This window comes from Halorubrum salinarum (genome assembly GCF_013267195.1).
GTDB lineage: Archaea > Halobacteriota > Halobacteria > Halobacteriales > Haloferacaceae > Halorubrum > Halorubrum salinarum.
The window spans coordinates 2143235-2159939 of sequence record NZ_CP053941.1 but is presented as its reverse complement, the minus strand read 5'-3'; the positions used below and the strand labels follow the sequence as shown (position 1 = coordinate 2159939).

Below are 16705 nucleotides of genomic sequence, written 5' to 3'. Positions count from 1 at the left end.
TCGCTGGCGGCGCCAGCCGCCAGCGACTCCCTCGCGCGTGCGACTCGCGGCCTACGGCCGCTCGTCGGCACGCGCCACCGCACGGGCTTCGTTTATAAATAGGCTCGACGACGTCTCCGCCGCAGACGCACCTTTTAGGTCGCGGCGGGTCGCGGATTCGGTATGATCGACAGGCTGCTCGGGCGCGCCGAGCTGAAGGAGCGTATCGAGGAGTTAGAGGAGGAGAAGCGCCACCTCGAACGGCGCGCGGAGGCCGAAGAGGAGCGGCGGTCCGAAGCCGTCGCCGACCGCCAGCGCGCTGAGGAGCGCGTCAACGAGCTCGAACACCGGATCGAGTCGCTAGAGGAGCGGCTGGAGCGCGCTGAGGGGACCGAGGCGTCCGTCGAGTTCCGGCGCGTGAGCGACCTGCGCGGCCCGAAGCTGACCGACGCGCTCGACCGCTTCCGCGCCGTCGAGAGCGACGACCCCGAGGGGCTGTTGACCGCGTTCGTCCCCGACGCCGACTCCGTCCCGGCGACCGTCTCGGACTGGTTCGGCGAGCGCGCGGCGCTCGTCCGGCGCGCGGCTCCGGCCGTGGTCCTCGCCGACGACACCGGCGCGGTGAGTGTCGCGCTGACCCCGCCGATAGCGCCCGACCCGTTCGACCGGTGGAGCGACCGCTTCCGGCTCGACGAGTCGTGGTTCCGCCCGACGGGCCGGTTCGCGTTCGCGCTGGTCCGCTCGGACACCTTCGCCGTCGGCACCTACGAGGGCGCCGAGCGCGTCGCCTTCGAGGGGTTCACCAGCGACGTGAAGGAGGCCCACTCGAAGGGTGGGTTCTCGCAGGGGCGCTTCGAGCGCCGCCGCGAGGGACAGATCGACGACCACCTCGACCGGGCGGCCGAGGCGCTCTCCGAGGTCGCCGACGCGGACGACCTCGACCGCGTGATCGCCGTCGGCGAGCGCAGCGTCCTCGGTCGGGTGCGCGACCGCGCCGACGTCACCGACGTCTCCGACGCCACCGGGAAGCCGGAGGCGGCGCTCGACGACGCGTTCCGCGACTTCTGGCGGGTGCGGGTTCGCGCGATCTGAAGGCCGGGCCCGGAGCGGCCGGCCCGCGTCAGAAGGGCGACTCGGGGCCTTCGTCGGCGCCGTCGTCCCCTTCGGGCGCCGGCGACTCGGTCAGCTCGCCGACCGCTTCCTGCCAGCCCTCGATGCCGCCGCGGAGACTCTCGACGCGCGCGTCCTGCGTGCCCTCGTAGCTGCCGATGAGCTGGGCCGCCTGCTGACTGGCGACGCCGTGGGGACAGACGGTGACGATCCGGTCCGCGCCCTCCAGCTCCGCGATCCGGCTCGTCAGCTCCGGGAAGGGGATACACTCGCTGTCGGGGAGGTGGCCGCGGTCGAACGCCCGCTGATCGCGGATGTCGACGATACGCAGCGACTCGTCGGGGGAGCCGTCGCGCTCGTCCAGCAGCGCCGACAGCTCCTCGGGATCGATTTCGCCGTCCATCAGGGGAGGGGTGCGATGCTGGCCGTGAGCACGGCCCGATCGTCGGTGTCGTTGCGGGCGCCGTGAACCGCGCCGCGCTCGTTCGGCACCACCGCGGGCGCCGCGAGCGCCGCCTCCTCGCCGTCGCGGACCACGGTCGGCTCACCCTCAAGCACGTGGAACACGTTCGTGGCGTCGGCGTGTTCGTGCGGGTCGACCGCCGCGTCGGGGCCGAGGACGAACGCCTTCACGAGCACGTCGTCGCTCACCAGTAGCTCCGCCGTCTCGACCTCGCCGGGGCCCGGGTCGAGCCCGTCGACCGCCGCCGCGTAGCTGTCGAGCGTCATACCTCCACCTCGCGGGGGACGGGGAAAAATCGCGCGCTCGGGGCGACTCAGTACGTGGGCGACTCCTCGGGCTCGCCGTCGCGCGCGTTGACGACCCGACCGAGGGTGAAGAGGAGGTCGGAGAGCCGGTTGAGGTAGGTGACGACGGCCTCGTTTATCGGCTCCGAGCGCGCGAGGTCGACGACGCGCCGCTCCGCCCGCCGCACCACGGCGCGCGCGTGGTGGAGCGCCGCGCCGGCCTCGCCGCCGCCGGGCAGGATGAACGACTGGAGCGGCTCCAGCTCCTCGTCGAACGCGTCGATGCGGTCCTCCAGCTCCGCGGCGTGGTCGCCGTCGACCTGCGGGTCGTCCGGGTCGGGGTCGGGGTTCGCGAGGTCCGCCTGGACGATGTGGAGGTGGTTCTGGACCGTCTCCAGGAGGTCGTCGACGTCGTCGTGGCCCGTCGGACGGACCGTGCCGAGGAGGGCGTTCGCCTCGTCGACGGAGCCGTACGCCTCGATGCGGTGGCTCGACTTCGACACCCGGCTCATGTCCCGGAGGTCGGTCTCGCCCTCGTCGCCCCGGCCGGTGTAGATGCTCATGCGAGGGTCCTCTCGACGTACTCGACGATGTTCGCGCTCTCGGCCATCGTCACGCCGCGCTCCTCGTCGACGAGAACCGGGACGCCGCGCTGGCCGCTGACGCGCTTGACCTCGTTCCGCCGCGAGTGGAGCGCCTCCACCCACTCCGTCTCGTAGTCGACGCCCGCCTCGTCCAAGGCGTCGGCCGCCTTCTCGCACCAGGGACACCCGTCGAGGGCGTACAGTCGAACGCTCATACCGATCGATCCGTCCGCGGCGTCAAGAAGGTGTGCGTCCGGAGCGGATCGGCCGGCGGGACCCGGTCCCCCGAGCCCCTCAGAGGTCGTGGTACGACTCCATCTTGGTCCGGTGCTCCTCGGGGATCGGCGCCGGCTCTCCGGTCTCCGGGTCCAACGCGACGACCGTCGCCTCGGCCTCCGCGGCGACCGCGTCGCCGACGCGGATCTCGTGGGTCATCGTCGCGCTCGACCGCCCCAGGTCGGCCAGTTCGACGGTGACGGTCACGTTTTCGTCCGGTAACTCGATCGGGCGACGGAAGTCGATCGACAGCGACGCCAGCACGTTCGACGACTGCGAGATGTCGATGTCGAGCACGTCGCGGAAGTATCGCGTCCGAGCCTGCTCGATGTACGTCGCGTAGACAGCGTTGTTGACGTGGCCGAGCGCGTCGATGTCGCGGAACCGCACTTCGATGTCCACGGTGTAGGGCGCCATACCCGACCAACTGGCGGCGGTCGTATGTAGGCGTCGGGATCGAGGCGACGACCGGCGGCGCGCCGAACCGCCCCGACAACGTATAAAAGCGGCACGCGCCTATCGGCGGGGTATGGACAACGGCGCGATCGACGACGTCGACAGGGCGATCCTCTACGCGCTCCAGGCCGACGCCCGGAACACGTCGTCCGGGGACATCGCGGAGCGGACCGGCACCTCGGACAGCACCGTCCGCAAGCGCATCCAGCGGCTCGAGTCGGAGGGCGTGATCAAGGGGTACAGCGCCAGCGTCGACTACCAGCGGTCGGGGTACCCGCTCCGGATGCTGCTCTACTGCACCGCGTCGATCCCGGAGCGGGGCGAGCTCATCCCCGACATCTTAGAGATCGACGGCGTCGTGTCGGTCCAGGAGCTCGTGACGGGCGAGCAGAACCTGCTCGTGACCGTCGTCGGCGAGTCGGACAGCGACATCACGCCCGTGGCGCAGGCGCTCCTCGACATGGGGGTCACGGTCGCCGACGAGGTGCTCGTGCGGACCCACGAGACCACCCCCTTCGGGCGGTTCGACGCGGAGCGGCACGAGGGTGACTGACCGGGGCGGTCAGCCGACGACCCGCTTCACGTCCAGCCCGGTCGCGCGCCGGACGACGGCGCTGACGGGGTCGGCCGTCCCGGAGGTGTTGTCCGAGTCGCCGTCGAGGACGAGCAGCGCCGCGCGCCGCCCGGGCTCGACGACGCCGCAGTCGAGGCCGGCGATCTCGGCGCCGGCGGCGGTGGCCATCCGCAGCACCTCCCGGTCGGTCACGTCGAACCGCTTCGCGGCGGTCGCCATCTCGCGGAACATCGACGGCTGGTTCAGCATGACGTTGTCCGTGCCGAGCGCGACGGTCGCGTGGTCCACCAGGTCGCGCATCGGCGCCGTCCCGACGCCGAGGACCGCGTTCGCGCGCGGACAGACCGCGATCGGAACGGACTGGTCCGCGACCCGTTCGAGGTGCTCTTCCTCGGCGTGGACCATGTGGACGAGCAGGTCCGGGTCCAGGTCGAGCGCCGGGTGGATGTCCGTCGCGTCGGGCTCGCCCGCGTGGATCGCGAAGGGGACGCCGCGCTCCTCGCAGGCGGCGCGCTCGGCGGCGAAGTCGTCGTCGTTGGCGCCGGAGGCGCCGTAACCGTCGGCCACGTCGAGCACCGCCGGGTCGCCGCTCCCGAAGATGAACGGGTCAACGCCCGTGTCTTCGGCCGCCTCGCGGAGCGCGCGCGCGCCGGGAGGACCCGACTCGCGGAAGTCCAGCGCGGAGACCGTGCCCGTCCGGCGCATGTACCGGAGGGTGCGACGCGTCGCCGACACCAGTTCGTCGCGGTCGGCGGCCGCCAGCCGGCGGTGTTTCAGGCTGTCCGGCGGCGCCACGGCCTCGTCGAGCGAGAGGCCGACGGCCGCCTCCTTCGCGACGGAGTCCCCGAGGTGGGTGTGCGCGTTGACGAACGCCGGCAGCACGATGTCCGTCGACTCCGTGGCCGTCTCCTCGACCGCCGCTATCCGCCCGTCCTCGACGACGACCCGTCCCCGCACCGGCTCGAACGACTCGCCGGCGAGGACGGTCCCCGAGAGTTCTTCCATACCGCCCCTCCGGACCGGGGGACGTTATGGTTTCCTGAGTGGCGACGGGGGCGAGCGGAAGTCGAGTGGGGCCGCAGGCCGGGCTCGTCCGCTGTGCGCTCGCGAGTCGGTAACCATAATGTTCTATAATGCGAGATAATCGAACGAATTGTGAATACAGACAATTTTAATAGACGGTGCGTTCTCGAGGGGGAGTAGATGCGACCGAATTCGGATCCGGACGCGGTCCGGACTCCGACGGCGGTCGCGTGACGACTCGAACGATGTCAGGACGCACCTCGAAACCGACGGTCGGAGCGCTCCGGGAGACGGCCGAAACCTCGTCACTTCCCGTCGCATTAACCCGGCTCGCGTGGACGCTGTTCGCCGCGAGCGTCGCCGTCCTCGTCGCCCGACTCCGACTCGGCGGGGTGTGGGAGATTCCCGGCGCGGTCGCCGTCGACGGGCTGACCGTCCTGATGTGGGTGGTGGTCACGTTCTTCAGCGGGATCGTCCACAGCTACTCGCGCCGCTACATGGCCGGGGACGCCCACGAGACCGACTTCTTCCTCGGCGTCTTCGGGTTCACGCTCGCCGTGATGGCGCTCGTCGCGGCCGACCACGTCGCGCTGTTCTGGACCTGCTGGCTGGCGATGGGGCTCCTGATGGCCCGGCTCGTCGGCACCGTCGACGGCTGGCCGCAGGCCCGCGCCGCCGCGGGCGTCGCCCGGCGTCACTTCCTCGCCAGCAGCGCGCTGCTCGGCGTCGCGCTGACGGCGCTGTGGCGGACGACGGGCGAGACGACGATATCCGGCGTCGCCGCGAGCGCCGACGCCCTCGGCGGGCCCGCGTGGCTCGTCGCCGGCGCCGCGCTCGTCCTCGCGGCGATGATCCAGTCGGCGCTGGTCCCGTTCCACGGCTGGCTGCTCTCCTCGATGACCGCCCCCACCCCCGCCTCGGCGCTGATGCACGCCGGGTTCGTCAACGCGGGCGGGATCCTGTTGACCCGGTTCGCGCCCGTCGTGACCGTCGAGACCGGGCTCATGCTCGCCGTCGTGGTCGTCGGCGCCGCGAGCGCGCTGGCCGGGAAGCTGCTCAAGACCGTCCGGGCGGACGTGAAGGGCGAACTGGGCTGCTCGACGGTCGGGCAGATGGGCTTCATGATCGTCCAGGCCGGGCTCGGCTTCTTCGGCGCCGCCGTGACGCACCTCATCCTCCACGGCTTCTACAAGGCGTACCACTTCCTGAGCGCGGGCGACGAGGTCGAGCGCGCGGCTCCGGGGGAGGCCGACCACGACGCCGGCGGAACGGGCGTCGCCGGCGCGGTCGTCGTCCTGCTGACGGGGCTCGCGGGCGGCGCGACGTTCGCGCTCCTGACGGGGAAGGGGACGAGCGTCGACACCGGGCTGCTGCTCGCCGGGTTCGTGACGCTCACGACGCTCCACGCGGCCCGGAGCGCCGTCCGGCAGACCGCCCTCTCGACGGCGGCCCGCTACGCGGCGGTCCCGCTCGTCGCGCTCCCGGCCATCGGCGTGTACGCGCTCGCGTACCGGGCCGTCTCGGGGGTCCTCTCCGGGCTCCCGCTCGTCTCCGCGCCGACCGAGCTGACCGCGCTCCACGCCGTCGTCGCCGTCGCCTTCCTCGCGGCGTACGTCGCGGTCGAGACCGGCGTCCACGAGCGGAGCGAGCGCCTCTACGTCGCGCTGCTGAACGCGGGCCAACCGGCCCCGAACACCGTCCTGACCGCCACGGAGGAGTACAATGACAACTGAGACCGGTACCGACGACGACGCTGACGACATCGAAGCGGAGATCGACGCGGCCGCGACCGCGGTGGGCTCGGTCTGGCCGGTCCACTCGTTCGTGACCGCGAACCCCCTCGCCGGCTTCGAGGACCTGCCGTTCGACGAGGCCGTGAGCCAGGCGGCCGACCTCCTCGGCGGTCGCGGCTACCCGCGCGCGGAGACGTTCCGGGCGGCCCTCGACGAGGGGCGGATCGACCCGGAGCGCCTCGACGCGGAGCTGACCGACCGGGGGTACGAGGCGGACCCCGAGGCCATGCTGGAGCGGCTGGCGGCCGCCGAGGACGCGGACGGAGCCAGCGGCGCCGGCGAGGCGGACGGCTCGGACGCGGGCGCCGACCGCGTCGACCGCGTGCTGACGAAGTGGCTCTCGGCGTTCCTCGACGAGGGGCAGGCCGAGTGGGCGATGCCGAACCGCGAGGCGGGGTTCTACGACGCGTTCCGCTCTGTGGCCCGCCACGACGACGAGATCCCCGACGACGGGCTCGTCGCCGACCTGCCGGCGTCGCCGACCGAGGCGATCGAGGCCGCGCTGGCGCCGTATCCCCGCGAGCGGTGGGCGGCCGTCTTCGAGGCGCAGTTCGCCGCGCTCCCCGGGTGGACCGGCCTGCTCAAGCGGCGCGCCGACGACGGCGGCGCGTGGCAGTCCGCGTACCCGATCACGCTGACGGGGTACCTCGCGGCGCGGCTCGCGCTGGCGGACGCCCTCGGGGTCGACCTCTCGCCGCCCGAGACCGACGGGCCGGCGGTCGAGCCGAGCGACGAGATCGCCGACGCGTTCCTGAGCGCGTGGGAGGCGACGTACCGCGACGGGCTCGTCGAGCGCGTCGCCGCCGAGAGCGAGGCCCGCGGGGAGGAGCGCGGGGCGCGCGCCGACGGCGGCGCGTCGGGTCGCCCGGACGCCCAGCTGGTCTTCTGTATCGACACGCGCTCGGAGGTGATCCGCCGGCACGTCGAGGCGACCGGCGACTACGAGACGCACGGGTACGCCGGCTTCTTCGGCGTCCCGATGGAGTACAGCGGCTACGACGCCGACGTGTCCGTCGACGCCTGTCCGCCGATCCTCGACCCGCAGCACCGCGTCGAGGAGGTCCCGACGGACGGCGCCGCGCGCAGGAGCCGCGACCGCTGGGGCGGCCTCCGTGAGGCCGCCGGCGAGGTGATCGAGACGGTGCGGTCGAACCCCGCCACCGCGTTCAGCTTCGTCGAGGGCGCCGGAAGCGGGTACGGGCTCGCGCTCGCCGCGCGCACGCTCGTCCCCGGCCGGGTGCGCGACCTGCTCGGCGGCGCCGACGACGCGGTGCCGGGCGACCACGAGTTCTGCGAGCCCGGCGTCCACGGACACGACGACGCCGGCGAGGGGCTCCCGACGGGGCTGTCTCGCGACGAGCGGGTCGAGTACGCCGCGACCGCGTTCGAGCTGATGGGGTGGGAGTCGTTCGGCCGCCTGGTCGTCTTCACGGGCCACGCGGCCGAGACGGCGAACAACCCCTACGACTCCAGCCTCGACTGCGGCGCCTGCGCCGGCAACCCGGGCGGCCCGAGCGCCCGCGTGCTCGCCGCGATCTGTAACGACCCCGAGGTCAGGGACGGATTACGCGAGCGCGGGATCGACGTGCCCGACGACACCGTCTTCCTCGCCGCCGAACACAACACGACGACCGACGAGGTGACGCTGTACGACCGCGACGTGCCGGACTCGCACGCCGACGACCTCGAACGGCTGCGCGCGGACCTCGACGCCGCCCGCGAGCGCGCCGCCGACGAGCGCACCGGCGGGGCCGCCGAGGGGACGGGCGTCCGGGAGACCGAGCGCCGCGCCGGCGACTGGGCCGAGACGCGCCCCGAGTGGGGGCTGGCCGGCAACGCCGGCTTCGTCGTCGGGCCCCGCGATCTGACGGACGGGCTCGACCTCGACGGCCGCGCCTTCCTCCACTCGTACGACTGGGCGACCGACGCGGACGGCGACGCTCTCGAAGCGATCCTCACCGGACCGATGGTCGTCACCCAGTGGATCAACGCGCAGTACTACTTCTCGACGGTCGACAACGCGGCGTACGGCAGCGGGTCGAAGGTGACGCACAACCCCGTCGGGAACGTCGGCGTCTACCAGGGCAACGGCGGCGACCTGATGACCGGCCTGCCGCTCCAGTCGGTCATGGCCGCCGCCGACGAGCCGTACCACCTGCCCCTCCGGCTCTCGACGGTCGTCCACGCGCCGGTCGACCGCGTGACCGAGGTCCTGGCCGACAACGAGTCGGTGGCCGGGCTCTTGGACAACGGCTGGCTCTCGCTGACGGTCGTCGACCCGACGCGCGACCACCGCGCCTTCCACTACGACGGCGGGCTGGAGTGGACGCCGACGCCGGAGTCGGCCGACCCCGCCCGCGAGCGGCGCGCGGCCCCCGCCGTCGCGGACGACTGAGCGCCGCCCCCGGGCGACGACCGGTCCGCCGCCCGGCGCCGCCGACCGCGCGGTATCAAAAGTGATTGTCGGGAGGTAACGCCTATGCGTCAGGCGTCGTTCTCGGCGGTATGAGGAGCGAACGGCCCGTTGACCTGCTGTACGTCAACGACGACGATCAGCTCCGGGAGCTGGTCTCGCGGCAGCTGCGGGCGGAGAGCGACCGGCTCCGGATCGAGACCGCGGACTCAGCGGCCGAGGGGGAGCGGCTGCTGGCGGAACGGGCGATCGACTGCGTGCTCTGCGACCACCACATGCCGGAGGTGACCGGCGTCGAGTTCCTGCGGTCGGTCCGCGAGGACCGGCCGGACCTCCCCTTCCTGCTTTTCACGAACACCGGGACCGAGACGGTCGCGAGCGAGAGCATCGAGGCCGGCGTCACCGACTACGTGATCCAGGACGCCGTCGAGAACCAGGCGCCGCTGCTGGCGCGGAAGATCGTCACCTACGTCGAACACCGGCGGGCCCAGCGCGAGCGCGACCGGACGAACAGGCGGCTCCGCGAGATCGCCGCCGTGACCGACCAGGTGTGGTGGGTGTTCTCGCCGACGTGGGACGAGCTCCGGTTCATCAACGACGGCCACGAGGCGATATTCGGGCAGCCGGCGGCGGAGATCCGGGACGACCCGACGACGTTCTTAGACAAGATCCACGGCGACGACGTCGCCCGCGTTCGGCAGGCGATGGAGTCGGCCTCGGCGGGGACGCCGCAGGTGGTCGAGTACCGCGTCGAGAAGTCCGACTCGGTGCGGCTCTGGGTCGAGTCGCGGTGTAAGCCGATCACCGACGAGGACGGCGCGGTCGCCTCGCTCGTCGGGCTGACGCGCGACATCACCGACCGGAAGCTGTACGACCGGGAGCTGACCGAGACTGTCGACCAGTTGGAGGAGTTCACGGCGACCGTGTCACACGACCTCCGGAACCCGCTGAACGTGGCGGCCGGGAACCTCAGCCTCGCGGCGTCGGACATCGAGGACGACGGGATCGACACGGCCCTCGACGCCGTCGGCCGCATGGACACGCTCATCGACGAGCTGCTGACGCTCGCGAAGGAGGGCCGCACGCTCGGCGAGCGGCGCGACGTTCCGTTTCGGGAGATCGTCGAGAAGAGCTACGAGAACGTCCGGGCGCCGGAGAGTTCGCTGCGGGTGACCGACAGCGTCACGCTGGCGTGCGACCCCGCGCGGGTCACGCAGGCGTTCGAGAACATCATCCGGAACGCCGTCGAACACGGCGGCAGCGGAGTCACGCTCACGGCCGGCGTCCTGCCGGACGGCGGCGGCGTGTTCATCGAGGACGACGGCCCGGGGATCCCGCCCGAGGAGCGCGACCTGATCTTCGAGAAGGGACACACGACCCGGGAGGACGGCAGCGGGTTCGGGCTGGCGATCGTCGAGCGGATCGTCGACGCGCACGGCTGGGAGGTCCGCGTCACCGAAGACCCGGGCGCCGGCGCTCGGTTCGAAATCGCGACCTGATCGGCGCGGTCCCGTGAGGAGACCGTTCGTCGGGCGGACGGTCGAGGGGAACCGGCCGCGACGCCTCGGTCAGACGCCGGGCACCCCGAACGCGCTGATCCCGAGCCCGAGGACGCCGTTCAGCACGGCGATGACGACTAGGGCGGCGGCCCACGCGACGAGTCCCATGACCGCCGCGTCCCTCCAGCCGCCGGGGTACCGCCACTTGATCACCCACACCCACGCGACCAGCGCGACGACCGGCCCGATCAGCGGGATCAGCGATCCGAGCGCCCAGGCGAGGGCGCCGAGCAGCGCCGTGACCACGGCGTGCGAGTAGTCGTCGACGCCCGCGACGATCCGACCGCTGACGTAGATGCCCAGGCCGCCGACCAGCAGCGCGACGACGAACGAGACGATTGCTCCGAGAACCATGCGTCCGACCTCGCCGCTCGGACGGATATAACAGGGGGGAAGCGTCAGGCTCGGTGACAGGTTTCGGGCCGGCGAAGCGGACTGTGCCGGGTCGGTGACGGAGACTGCGACCGGACCGTCGACGCGGCGGAAAATCGGAAGGGGACGGGCGCCGGTCAGTACAGCAGTGCGTCGTCGTTCTCGATCATGTACAGCGACCGGGCCGCGATGTTGACCGCGTGGTCGCCGACGCGTTCGAGGTCGCGGATCGTGAGCAGGAGCCGCGAGACGTTCCGCATCGTCGCCTCCACGTCCTCCTCCTCGCGGAGTTCGTCGCGCTCGATGAGGTCGCGGACGACGAGGTCGCTCGCGGCCTCGCAGGCGGCGTCGAGGTCGTCGTCCGCCTCGGCGACCGCGTAACAGCGCTCGGGGTCCGACTCCGCGTAGGCGTCCATCGCCTCGTCCAGCATCGCCAGCGTGTCGTCGCCGATGCGCTGGACGTCGACGTCGGGGAACACCTCGCGGTCCGCCCGCTTCGCGTACTCTCCGAGGTTCGTCGCGAGGTCCGCGATCCGTTCGAGGTCCGTGATGATCTTGAACGAGGCGGCGATGAACCGCAGGTCGCCCGCGACCGGCTGCTGGAGCGCGATGAGGTCCGTACACTGCCCCTCCAACTCCAGGTAGAGGTCGTTGATCTCGGCGTCGCCGGTGATCACTTCTTCGCCTAACTCCTCGTCCTGCTGTTCGAGGGCGTCGAGCCCCTTGCGGAGGCGCTCGGCGACCACTTCGCTCATGTACAGCACGTCGTCGCGGAGCCCCTCTAACTTCGTCTGGTACTGTTCGCGTGGCATCGTGTTGGCGTATCCGCCACGCCGAACGCACAAAAACACGTCGGCGGCCGTCGGTTCTCGGCGACAATCTCCGGTTGTCCGGCGTACGGTCGAACGCTGCCACGGAGTCTCCTGATTTATCCCCCGGAGCGATAGGGGAGGGCATGTCAGGTGAACTCGACCCGTCGCGGCGGCGCGTCCTGCGCGGCGTCGCGACCGGGGTGACGGCGGGGGCGATCGCCGGCTGCGCCGGCCGCGGCCCCGACGCCGAGGGGAACGGAACCGCCGAGACGAACGGGAACGGAACGGACGACGAGAGCGGAGGCGGGAGCGAGCCGGTCAGCGGCGGGGAGCTGGTGTACTCCCAGCAGGTGTCGCCGATCGAGTTCGACCCGATCGTCGTCAACGACATCTACTCCCAGCAGGTGTGCTCGCAGGTGTTCGAGCCGCTGTACGCCTACGACGAGGGCACCGACCCCGTCCCGCACCTCGCCCGCGAGGAGCCGACGATCGAGCGCGACGGGACGCGGTACGTCGTGGAGCTGCGCGACGGCCCGCGGTTCCAGAACGGCGAGCCGGTCACCGCGGAGGACGTCCGGTACTCGCTGCTGGCGCCGGTCGAGGAGGAGACCGCGAACGCCCCGGACGTCGACATGATCGACGCGGTGGAGGTCATCGACGAGCGGACCGTCCAGATCGACTTACAGTACGGCTACGGCCCGTTCTACGCGCTCGGGCTGACGCGGAACGTGGTGCCCAAGTCGGTCCGGGAGGAGGACAAGGATGCGTTCAACCTCGAATCGCCGGTCGGCTCGGGGCCGTTCGAGTTCGTCGACTGGACCGAAGGCGAGTTCGTCGACCTGGTGAAGTGGGACGACTACTGGGGCGACGAGCTGCCGCACCTGGACCGGCTCCGGTTCGAGCCGGTCGCGGAGAGCACGACGCGCGTCGTCTCGCTGGAGACCGGGCAGTCGGACGTCGCGGACGGGATCACGCCGCAGACGTGGCAGACGGTCCAGAGCGCGGACAACATGTCGCTCCAGTCGGAGCCCGGCATCTCCTACTACTACCTCGCGTTCAACTGCAACGAGGGGCCGACCGCGGACCCGCAGGTCCGCGAGGCGATCGACTACGCGGTCTCGATGGACCAGGCGGTCTCCGACTTCATCGAGCCGGCCGGCGAGCGCAACTACGGACCGGTACCGCTCCCGGTCGCGGACTCGTGGGACTTCTCGGTGGACGAGTGGGCAGATATTCCCCACGACCGCGACGTCGACCGCGCCGCGGAGCTGCTCGCGGACGCCGGCGTGCCCGAGGACTACACCTTCCGGATCATCGTGCCGCCGGACGACCTCCGGGAGCAGATCGGGATCTCGGTCTCGAACGGGCTCAACGAGGCCGGCTACGAGGCGGAGGTGCGCCGCTACGACTGGGGCACCTTCCTCGACTCGTACAGCACGGGGAACGAGGACGACTACAACATGTACGCGCTGGGGTGGCTCGGCGGCCCCGACCCGGACTCGTACGTGTACAACCTGTTCTACGACGGGCAGATCGGCGCCACAAACGGCACCTACTACGAGAACGACGACCTCATGGACGAGATCGTCGAGGCCCGGCGCGCAAGCGACGTCGACGAGCGCCGCGAGCGCTACGAGTCGATCATCCCGACGCTGCTCGAAGACCGGGTCCACCTCCCCAGCTACAGCCTGCGCGTCTCCATCGGCGTCCGCGACTACGTCAACGACTTCGTCGCCCACCCGCGCTCGCAGTACAACCCGCGGGTGCTGAGCGACTACAACAACGTGTGGATCGACGAGTGACCGACCGCTTCGACGGGTAGCGCGGCGCTCGGTCGAAGCGTTCAAACCCCGCGGCGACGAGGTGGCGCACATGCAGAACCTCGAAGACGTGGTCCTCGACGAGAACGAGGAGGCCCTCGCCCCGGCGGTCGTGATCGCGACGGTCGCGCTCCTCGCGGTGTTCGTCGTCGGATTCGCGGTCTCCCTCGTCGGACTCGTCGCCTGAGGCCGGCCGCTCCGCCGGCGAACGCGGCCCGTCCCGGCGAGGCTCCGCGCACGGCGTTTTTTATTCCCGCGTGCGGTCGGGACAGTATGGACAGCCGGATCCTCGCCGACCTCCTCGACCGCAACGACGACCACGTCGCTGCGCTGCCGCCCGGCTCCTTCGACCGGCACCGCGACGACCAGCGGCCGGGCGTGGTCTCCGTCTGCTGTTCCGACTCGCGCGTCTCGCAGGAGGGGATGTTCGCCGTCGACGAACCGGGGTACCTCTTCACGTCCGGCGCCATCGGCAACAGCGTCAGCGCCGTCGTCGACGGCGAGCGGGTCCTCGACGGGAGCGTGGCGTATCCGCTCGGACACACCCACACCGAGGTGCTCGCCGTGGTCGGCCACACCGGGTGCGGCGCCGTCGACGCCGCACTCACGGCGGCCCGCACGGGCGAGTTCCCGAGCGAACCGGGCGTCCGCGCCGACGTCGAGGCGCTGCTACCGATCGTCGAGGACGGGCTGAGCGATCCGCGGGTCGGCGGCGGGGCGGCCGACGGGAAAGGCGGGGATGCGGCGGGCGAGAACCGGGGCGACGGCGCCGGCCCCTCGCTCCGCGACCGCCTCGTCGAGCACAACGTCCACGAGCAGGTCGCGTTCGCCCGCGGGCGCGAGGAGGCGGCGGACGCGACCGTGTACGGCTTCGTCTACGACCTCCACGGCGCGTACGGCGACCGCGACGGCGCCGTCTACCTCGTCAACGCCGACGGCGAGCGCGACCCCGCGGCGCTGCGCGACCTCGTCGGCGAGGAGCGCGCCGACCACGTGGGGACGCTGCTGGGGCGGTAGGGTCGGACCTGGGCACGGCTCCCCGCGGCGCGGGCCGGGGGGCTGCATCCGACAACCGTTTCACGGCGACGCCCGAAGGGGGTTCAAATGGACCGACGCGTCCTGTTCGCGACGCTGATCCTGCTGGCCGGCGGGGCGACCGGCGTCGGCGTGGCGCTGTTCGCGTTCGTCGGCGTCGACGACGCCACCACGGGGACCACGGTCGTGTGGGAGTCGGAGCCGGCGGCCGGCGACGACGGCAGCGGCGCCGTGGTCGCGACCGTCGACGGCGACCCGCTCCTCCTCCGGCCCGCGGTCGAGAACGGGTCGCGGGTCGTCCGCGCGACGGTCGTCGGAACCGGTGAGACCCCGTGGACGGTGCCGGTCGCCGGCCCGGACGCGGAGCGCGGCGGCGGCGACGACGGGGACGGCTCCGAGGGCACCGGCGATCCCGTCGGCGTCAGCGGACTCGCGACGGGCACCCTCGGCGGCGACCCGGTCGTCGCGCTCACGACCGCGTCCGGCGAGCTACTCGTCGTCGACGCGGCCGACGGCGCGGAGCGGTTCGCGGTCGACCTCGGCGGTCCCTCGGGGATCCGCCCCGCCGTCGGCGACCTCACCGGCGACGGAAGCGCGGAGGTGGCCGCCGTCACGACCGACGGGGGCGTCCTCGTCGTCGACGGCGAGGGCGACGCGGTCGCGGAGGCCTCGCTACCGGGCGAGGTGGCCCGGCGACCGCTCGTCGTCGAGCCCGCCGCCGAGGCCGGCGAGCGGGGCGGGCTGGCGGTGCTGACGACCGCCGGCGACCCCGCGACGGTCCACATGCTCGACGCCAGCGGCGGGACGCGCTGGACGACGGAGCCGAGCGTGAACCCGCTGAGCTGGAACGCGGCCGACAGCCGCGACGGACCGGTGCTGGCGCTCGGCGGCGCGAACGGGAACATCGAGACCGTCGAGACCAGCGACGGGTCCAACCGGTACGAGGTGAAGCTCCAGGACCGCCCGATCGCCGTGGGGGACGCCGACCCCGGTCGGGTGTACGTCGGCGGCTCCGGGAGCGTCTGGGCCGTCGACCTCCTCGACGGCGAGGTGGTCTGGAAACAGCAGTACGGCGCCTCGACCCGGATCAACGAGCCGCGGATGGGCGACGTCGACGGGAACGGCGAGCGCGCGCCGGTCGTGGTCAACCGCGCCGGCGAGGTGCTGGCGATGACCCAGCAGGGCGAGGTGCTCGCCCGGGGCGGCCCCGCCGAGGTCGTCGTCTACGGCGGCCCCCTGTTCGCCGACGTGACGGGCGACGGCGGCGACGAGGTGATCGTGGTCGCGGACGACGGGACCGCCGTCGCGGTCGACACCTGAGCCGGCAGGGACCGTCGCGGTCGTTTATATACGGTCCGTTGGGGGAAACCGGACGACCGAGCGGAGCTTCTCGGAGAAATTCACCGGAAACGCGGTGTGTCGAGCGAGCGATGACTCTCCGAGGGCGGGGCGGCGGCGAAAAGTGAAATCCGCGAGCGGCGTCAGTGGTCTTCTTCCTCGTACACCCACGCCGAGGTGTCGAGGTCGTAGTCGACGAGTTCGTCGTCGTCGAAGAACAGGTCGATCTCGCGCTCGTTGGCGCCCTCGTCCTCGTGGTCCGACGCGTGGATCACGTTGTGGCCGAGGTCGAGGCCGAAGTCGCCGCGGATCGTGCCCGGGGCGGACTCGGTCGGGTCGGTCTCGCCGACCATCGCGCGGACCTGTCGGGTCGCGTCCGCGCCCTCCCACACCATCGCGAAGACGGGGCCGGAGGTGATGAACTCGACGAGGCCGTCGAAGAACGGTTTGTCCTCGTGCTCGCCGTAGTGCTCCTTCGCGAGCTCCTCGTCGAGCTGAACGAACTTGCCGCCGACGAGCTTGAGCCCGCGGTCCTCGAAGCGAGAGACGATCTCGCCGATGAGGCCGCGCTGGACGCCGTCGGGCTTCACCATCACGAAGGTGCGCTCGTCGTGGTGGCTCACTGCTCGTCGCCTCCGGCTCGGTGACCCTCCTCGGTCCACTCGACGTCGCGCGCCTCGCGACCGAGGAAGTAGTTCTTCTCCGCCTTCGAGTCGACGAAGTGGAGGACGGTGCCGTCCTTCTTGACGAACATCGTGCCCGTGCCGGGCTCGATCTCCTCACCGCTGTAATCGCAGGTGCGTGTCTCGACCAT

At 71.7% G+C, this 16705-nt stretch carries 19 protein-coding genes; 9 read left to right on the top strand and 10 right to left on the bottom strand.

Annotated elements, in window-relative coordinates:
- Positions 1 to 162 precede the first annotated feature (162 nt).
- A complete protein-coding gene (locus tag HPS36_RS11035) occupies positions 163 to 1071 on the top strand; it encodes a Vms1/Ankzf1 family peptidyl-tRNA hydrolase (RefSeq protein ID WP_173230174.1) in 909 nt (302 codons plus the stop codon).
- A 28-nt stretch (positions 1072 to 1099) separates the two neighbouring features.
- Here HPS36_RS11035 and HPS36_RS11030 read toward each other — a convergent pair whose 3' ends face one another.
- From HPS36_RS11030 to HPS36_RS11010, 5 genes are all read right to left on the bottom strand, one after another.
- Positions 1100 to 1492, bottom strand: coding sequence for a rhodanese-like domain-containing protein (locus tag HPS36_RS11030; RefSeq protein ID WP_173230173.1), 393 nt, complete (start codon positions 1490 to 1492; stop codon positions 1100 to 1102).
- Positions 1492 to 1818 (bottom strand): cupin domain-containing protein, encoded by a 327-nt coding sequence (locus tag HPS36_RS11025; protein ID WP_137715843.1) that lies wholly within the window; start codon positions 1816 to 1818, stop codon positions 1492 to 1494. The genes HPS36_RS11030 and HPS36_RS11025 overlap by 1 nt, the downstream gene beginning before the upstream one ends.
- Before the next feature lie 47 nt (positions 1819 to 1865).
- A complete protein-coding gene (locus HPS36_RS11020; protein ID WP_173230172.1) occupies positions 1866 to 2399 on the bottom strand; it encodes a cob(I)yrinic acid a,c-diamide adenosyltransferase in 534 nt (177 codons plus the stop codon).
- The gene (locus tag HPS36_RS11015) at positions 2396 to 2635 is read right to left on the bottom strand and encodes a glutaredoxin family protein (protein WP_121562579.1); all 240 of its coding nucleotides are present in this window, start codon (positions 2633 to 2635) and stop codon (positions 2396 to 2398) included. The genes HPS36_RS11020 and HPS36_RS11015 overlap by 4 nt, the downstream gene beginning before the upstream one ends.
- Positions 2636 to 2714: 79 nt before the next feature.
- Positions 2715 to 3113 (bottom strand): acyl-CoA thioesterase, encoded by a 399-nt coding sequence (locus HPS36_RS11010; protein ID WP_173230171.1) that lies wholly within the window; start codon positions 3111 to 3113, stop codon positions 2715 to 2717.
- Positions 3114 to 3225: 112 nt separating this feature from the next.
- On the opposite strand from HPS36_RS11010, the gene HPS36_RS11005 reads away from it, so the two are divergent.
- A complete protein-coding gene (locus HPS36_RS11005; RefSeq protein ID WP_053771048.1) occupies positions 3226 to 3705 on the top strand; it encodes an Lrp/AsnC family transcriptional regulator in 480 nt (159 codons plus the stop codon).
- 9 nt (positions 3706 to 3714) lie between these two features.
- Here the strand turns inward: HPS36_RS11005 and HPS36_RS11000 are convergent, their stop codons facing one another.
- Positions 3715 to 4731 carry an amidohydrolase family protein gene (locus HPS36_RS11000; RefSeq protein ID WP_173230170.1) on the bottom strand — a complete coding sequence of 339 codons (1017 nt, stop codon included), beginning with the start codon at positions 4729 to 4731 and terminating at the stop codon, positions 3715 to 3717.
- Positions 4732 to 4994: 263 nt separating this feature from the next.
- On the opposite strand from HPS36_RS11000, the gene HPS36_RS10995 reads away from it, so the two are divergent.
- The 3 genes from HPS36_RS10995 to HPS36_RS10985 all read left to right on the top strand — a co-directional run bounded on the left by HPS36_RS10995 (position 4995) and on the right by HPS36_RS10985 (position 10454).
- A complete protein-coding gene (locus HPS36_RS10995; RefSeq protein ID WP_173230169.1) occupies positions 4995 to 6482 on the top strand; it encodes a proton-conducting transporter transmembrane domain-containing protein in 1488 nt (495 codons plus the stop codon).
- Complete coding sequence (locus HPS36_RS10990) at positions 6472 to 8937, top strand: DUF2309 domain-containing protein (protein WP_173230168.1); 2466 nt, start codon at positions 6472 to 6474, stop codon at positions 8935 to 8937. Before HPS36_RS10995 ends, HPS36_RS10990 begins: the two co-directional genes overlap by 11 nt.
- 110 nt (positions 8938 to 9047) lie before the next feature.
- Positions 9048 to 10454, top strand: coding sequence for a sensor histidine kinase (locus tag HPS36_RS10985; RefSeq protein WP_173230167.1), 1407 nt, complete (start codon positions 9048 to 9050; stop codon positions 10452 to 10454).
- A gap of 69 nt (positions 10455 to 10523) precedes the next feature.
- On the opposite strand, the gene HPS36_RS10980 is transcribed toward HPS36_RS10985, so the two are convergent.
- Positions 10524 to 10868: a hypothetical protein gene (locus tag HPS36_RS10980; protein WP_121562585.1), complete on the bottom strand. Its 345-nt coding sequence runs from the start codon at positions 10866 to 10868 to the stop codon at positions 10524 to 10526.
- Between the two features lie 155 nt (positions 10869 to 11023).
- Positions 11024 to 11698 (bottom strand): phosphate signaling complex protein PhoU, encoded by a 675-nt coding sequence (gene phoU / locus HPS36_RS10975; RefSeq protein ID WP_137715835.1) that lies wholly within the window; start codon positions 11696 to 11698, stop codon positions 11024 to 11026.
- Between the two features lie 143 nt (positions 11699 to 11841).
- Here phoU and HPS36_RS10970 point away from each other — a divergent pair, with 143 nt between their 5' ends.
- From HPS36_RS10970 to HPS36_RS10960, 4 genes are all read left to right on the top strand, one after another.
- On the top strand, positions 11842 to 13500 hold the full coding sequence (locus HPS36_RS10970; RefSeq protein ID WP_173230166.1) for an ABC transporter substrate-binding protein: 1659 nt from the start codon (positions 11842 to 11844) through the stop codon (positions 13498 to 13500).
- A gap of 70 nt (positions 13501 to 13570) precedes the next feature.
- Positions 13571 to 13705 (top strand): hypothetical protein, encoded by a 135-nt coding sequence (locus HPS36_RS17010; protein ID WP_268898302.1) that lies wholly within the window; start codon positions 13571 to 13573, stop codon positions 13703 to 13705.
- Between the two features lie 86 nt (positions 13706 to 13791).
- A complete protein-coding gene (locus HPS36_RS10965; RefSeq protein WP_173230165.1) occupies positions 13792 to 14535 on the top strand; it encodes a carbonic anhydrase in 744 nt (247 codons plus the stop codon).
- An 87-nt stretch (positions 14536 to 14622) separates the two neighbouring features.
- Positions 14623 to 15873, top strand: coding sequence for an outer membrane protein assembly factor BamB family protein (locus tag HPS36_RS10960; RefSeq protein WP_173230164.1), 1251 nt, complete (start codon positions 14623 to 14625; stop codon positions 15871 to 15873).
- A gap of 161 nt (positions 15874 to 16034) precedes the next feature.
- Here the strand turns inward: HPS36_RS10960 and ndk are convergent, their stop codons facing one another.
- Positions 16035 to 16514: a nucleoside-diphosphate kinase gene (ndk, locus tag HPS36_RS10955; protein WP_173230163.1), complete on the bottom strand. Its 480-nt coding sequence runs from the start codon at positions 16512 to 16514 to the stop codon at positions 16035 to 16037.
- Positions 16511 to 16705 (bottom strand): 50S ribosomal protein L24e, encoded by a 195-nt coding sequence (locus HPS36_RS10950; protein WP_004595320.1) that lies wholly within the window; start codon positions 16703 to 16705, stop codon positions 16511 to 16513. Before HPS36_RS10950 ends, ndk begins: the two co-directional genes overlap by 4 nt.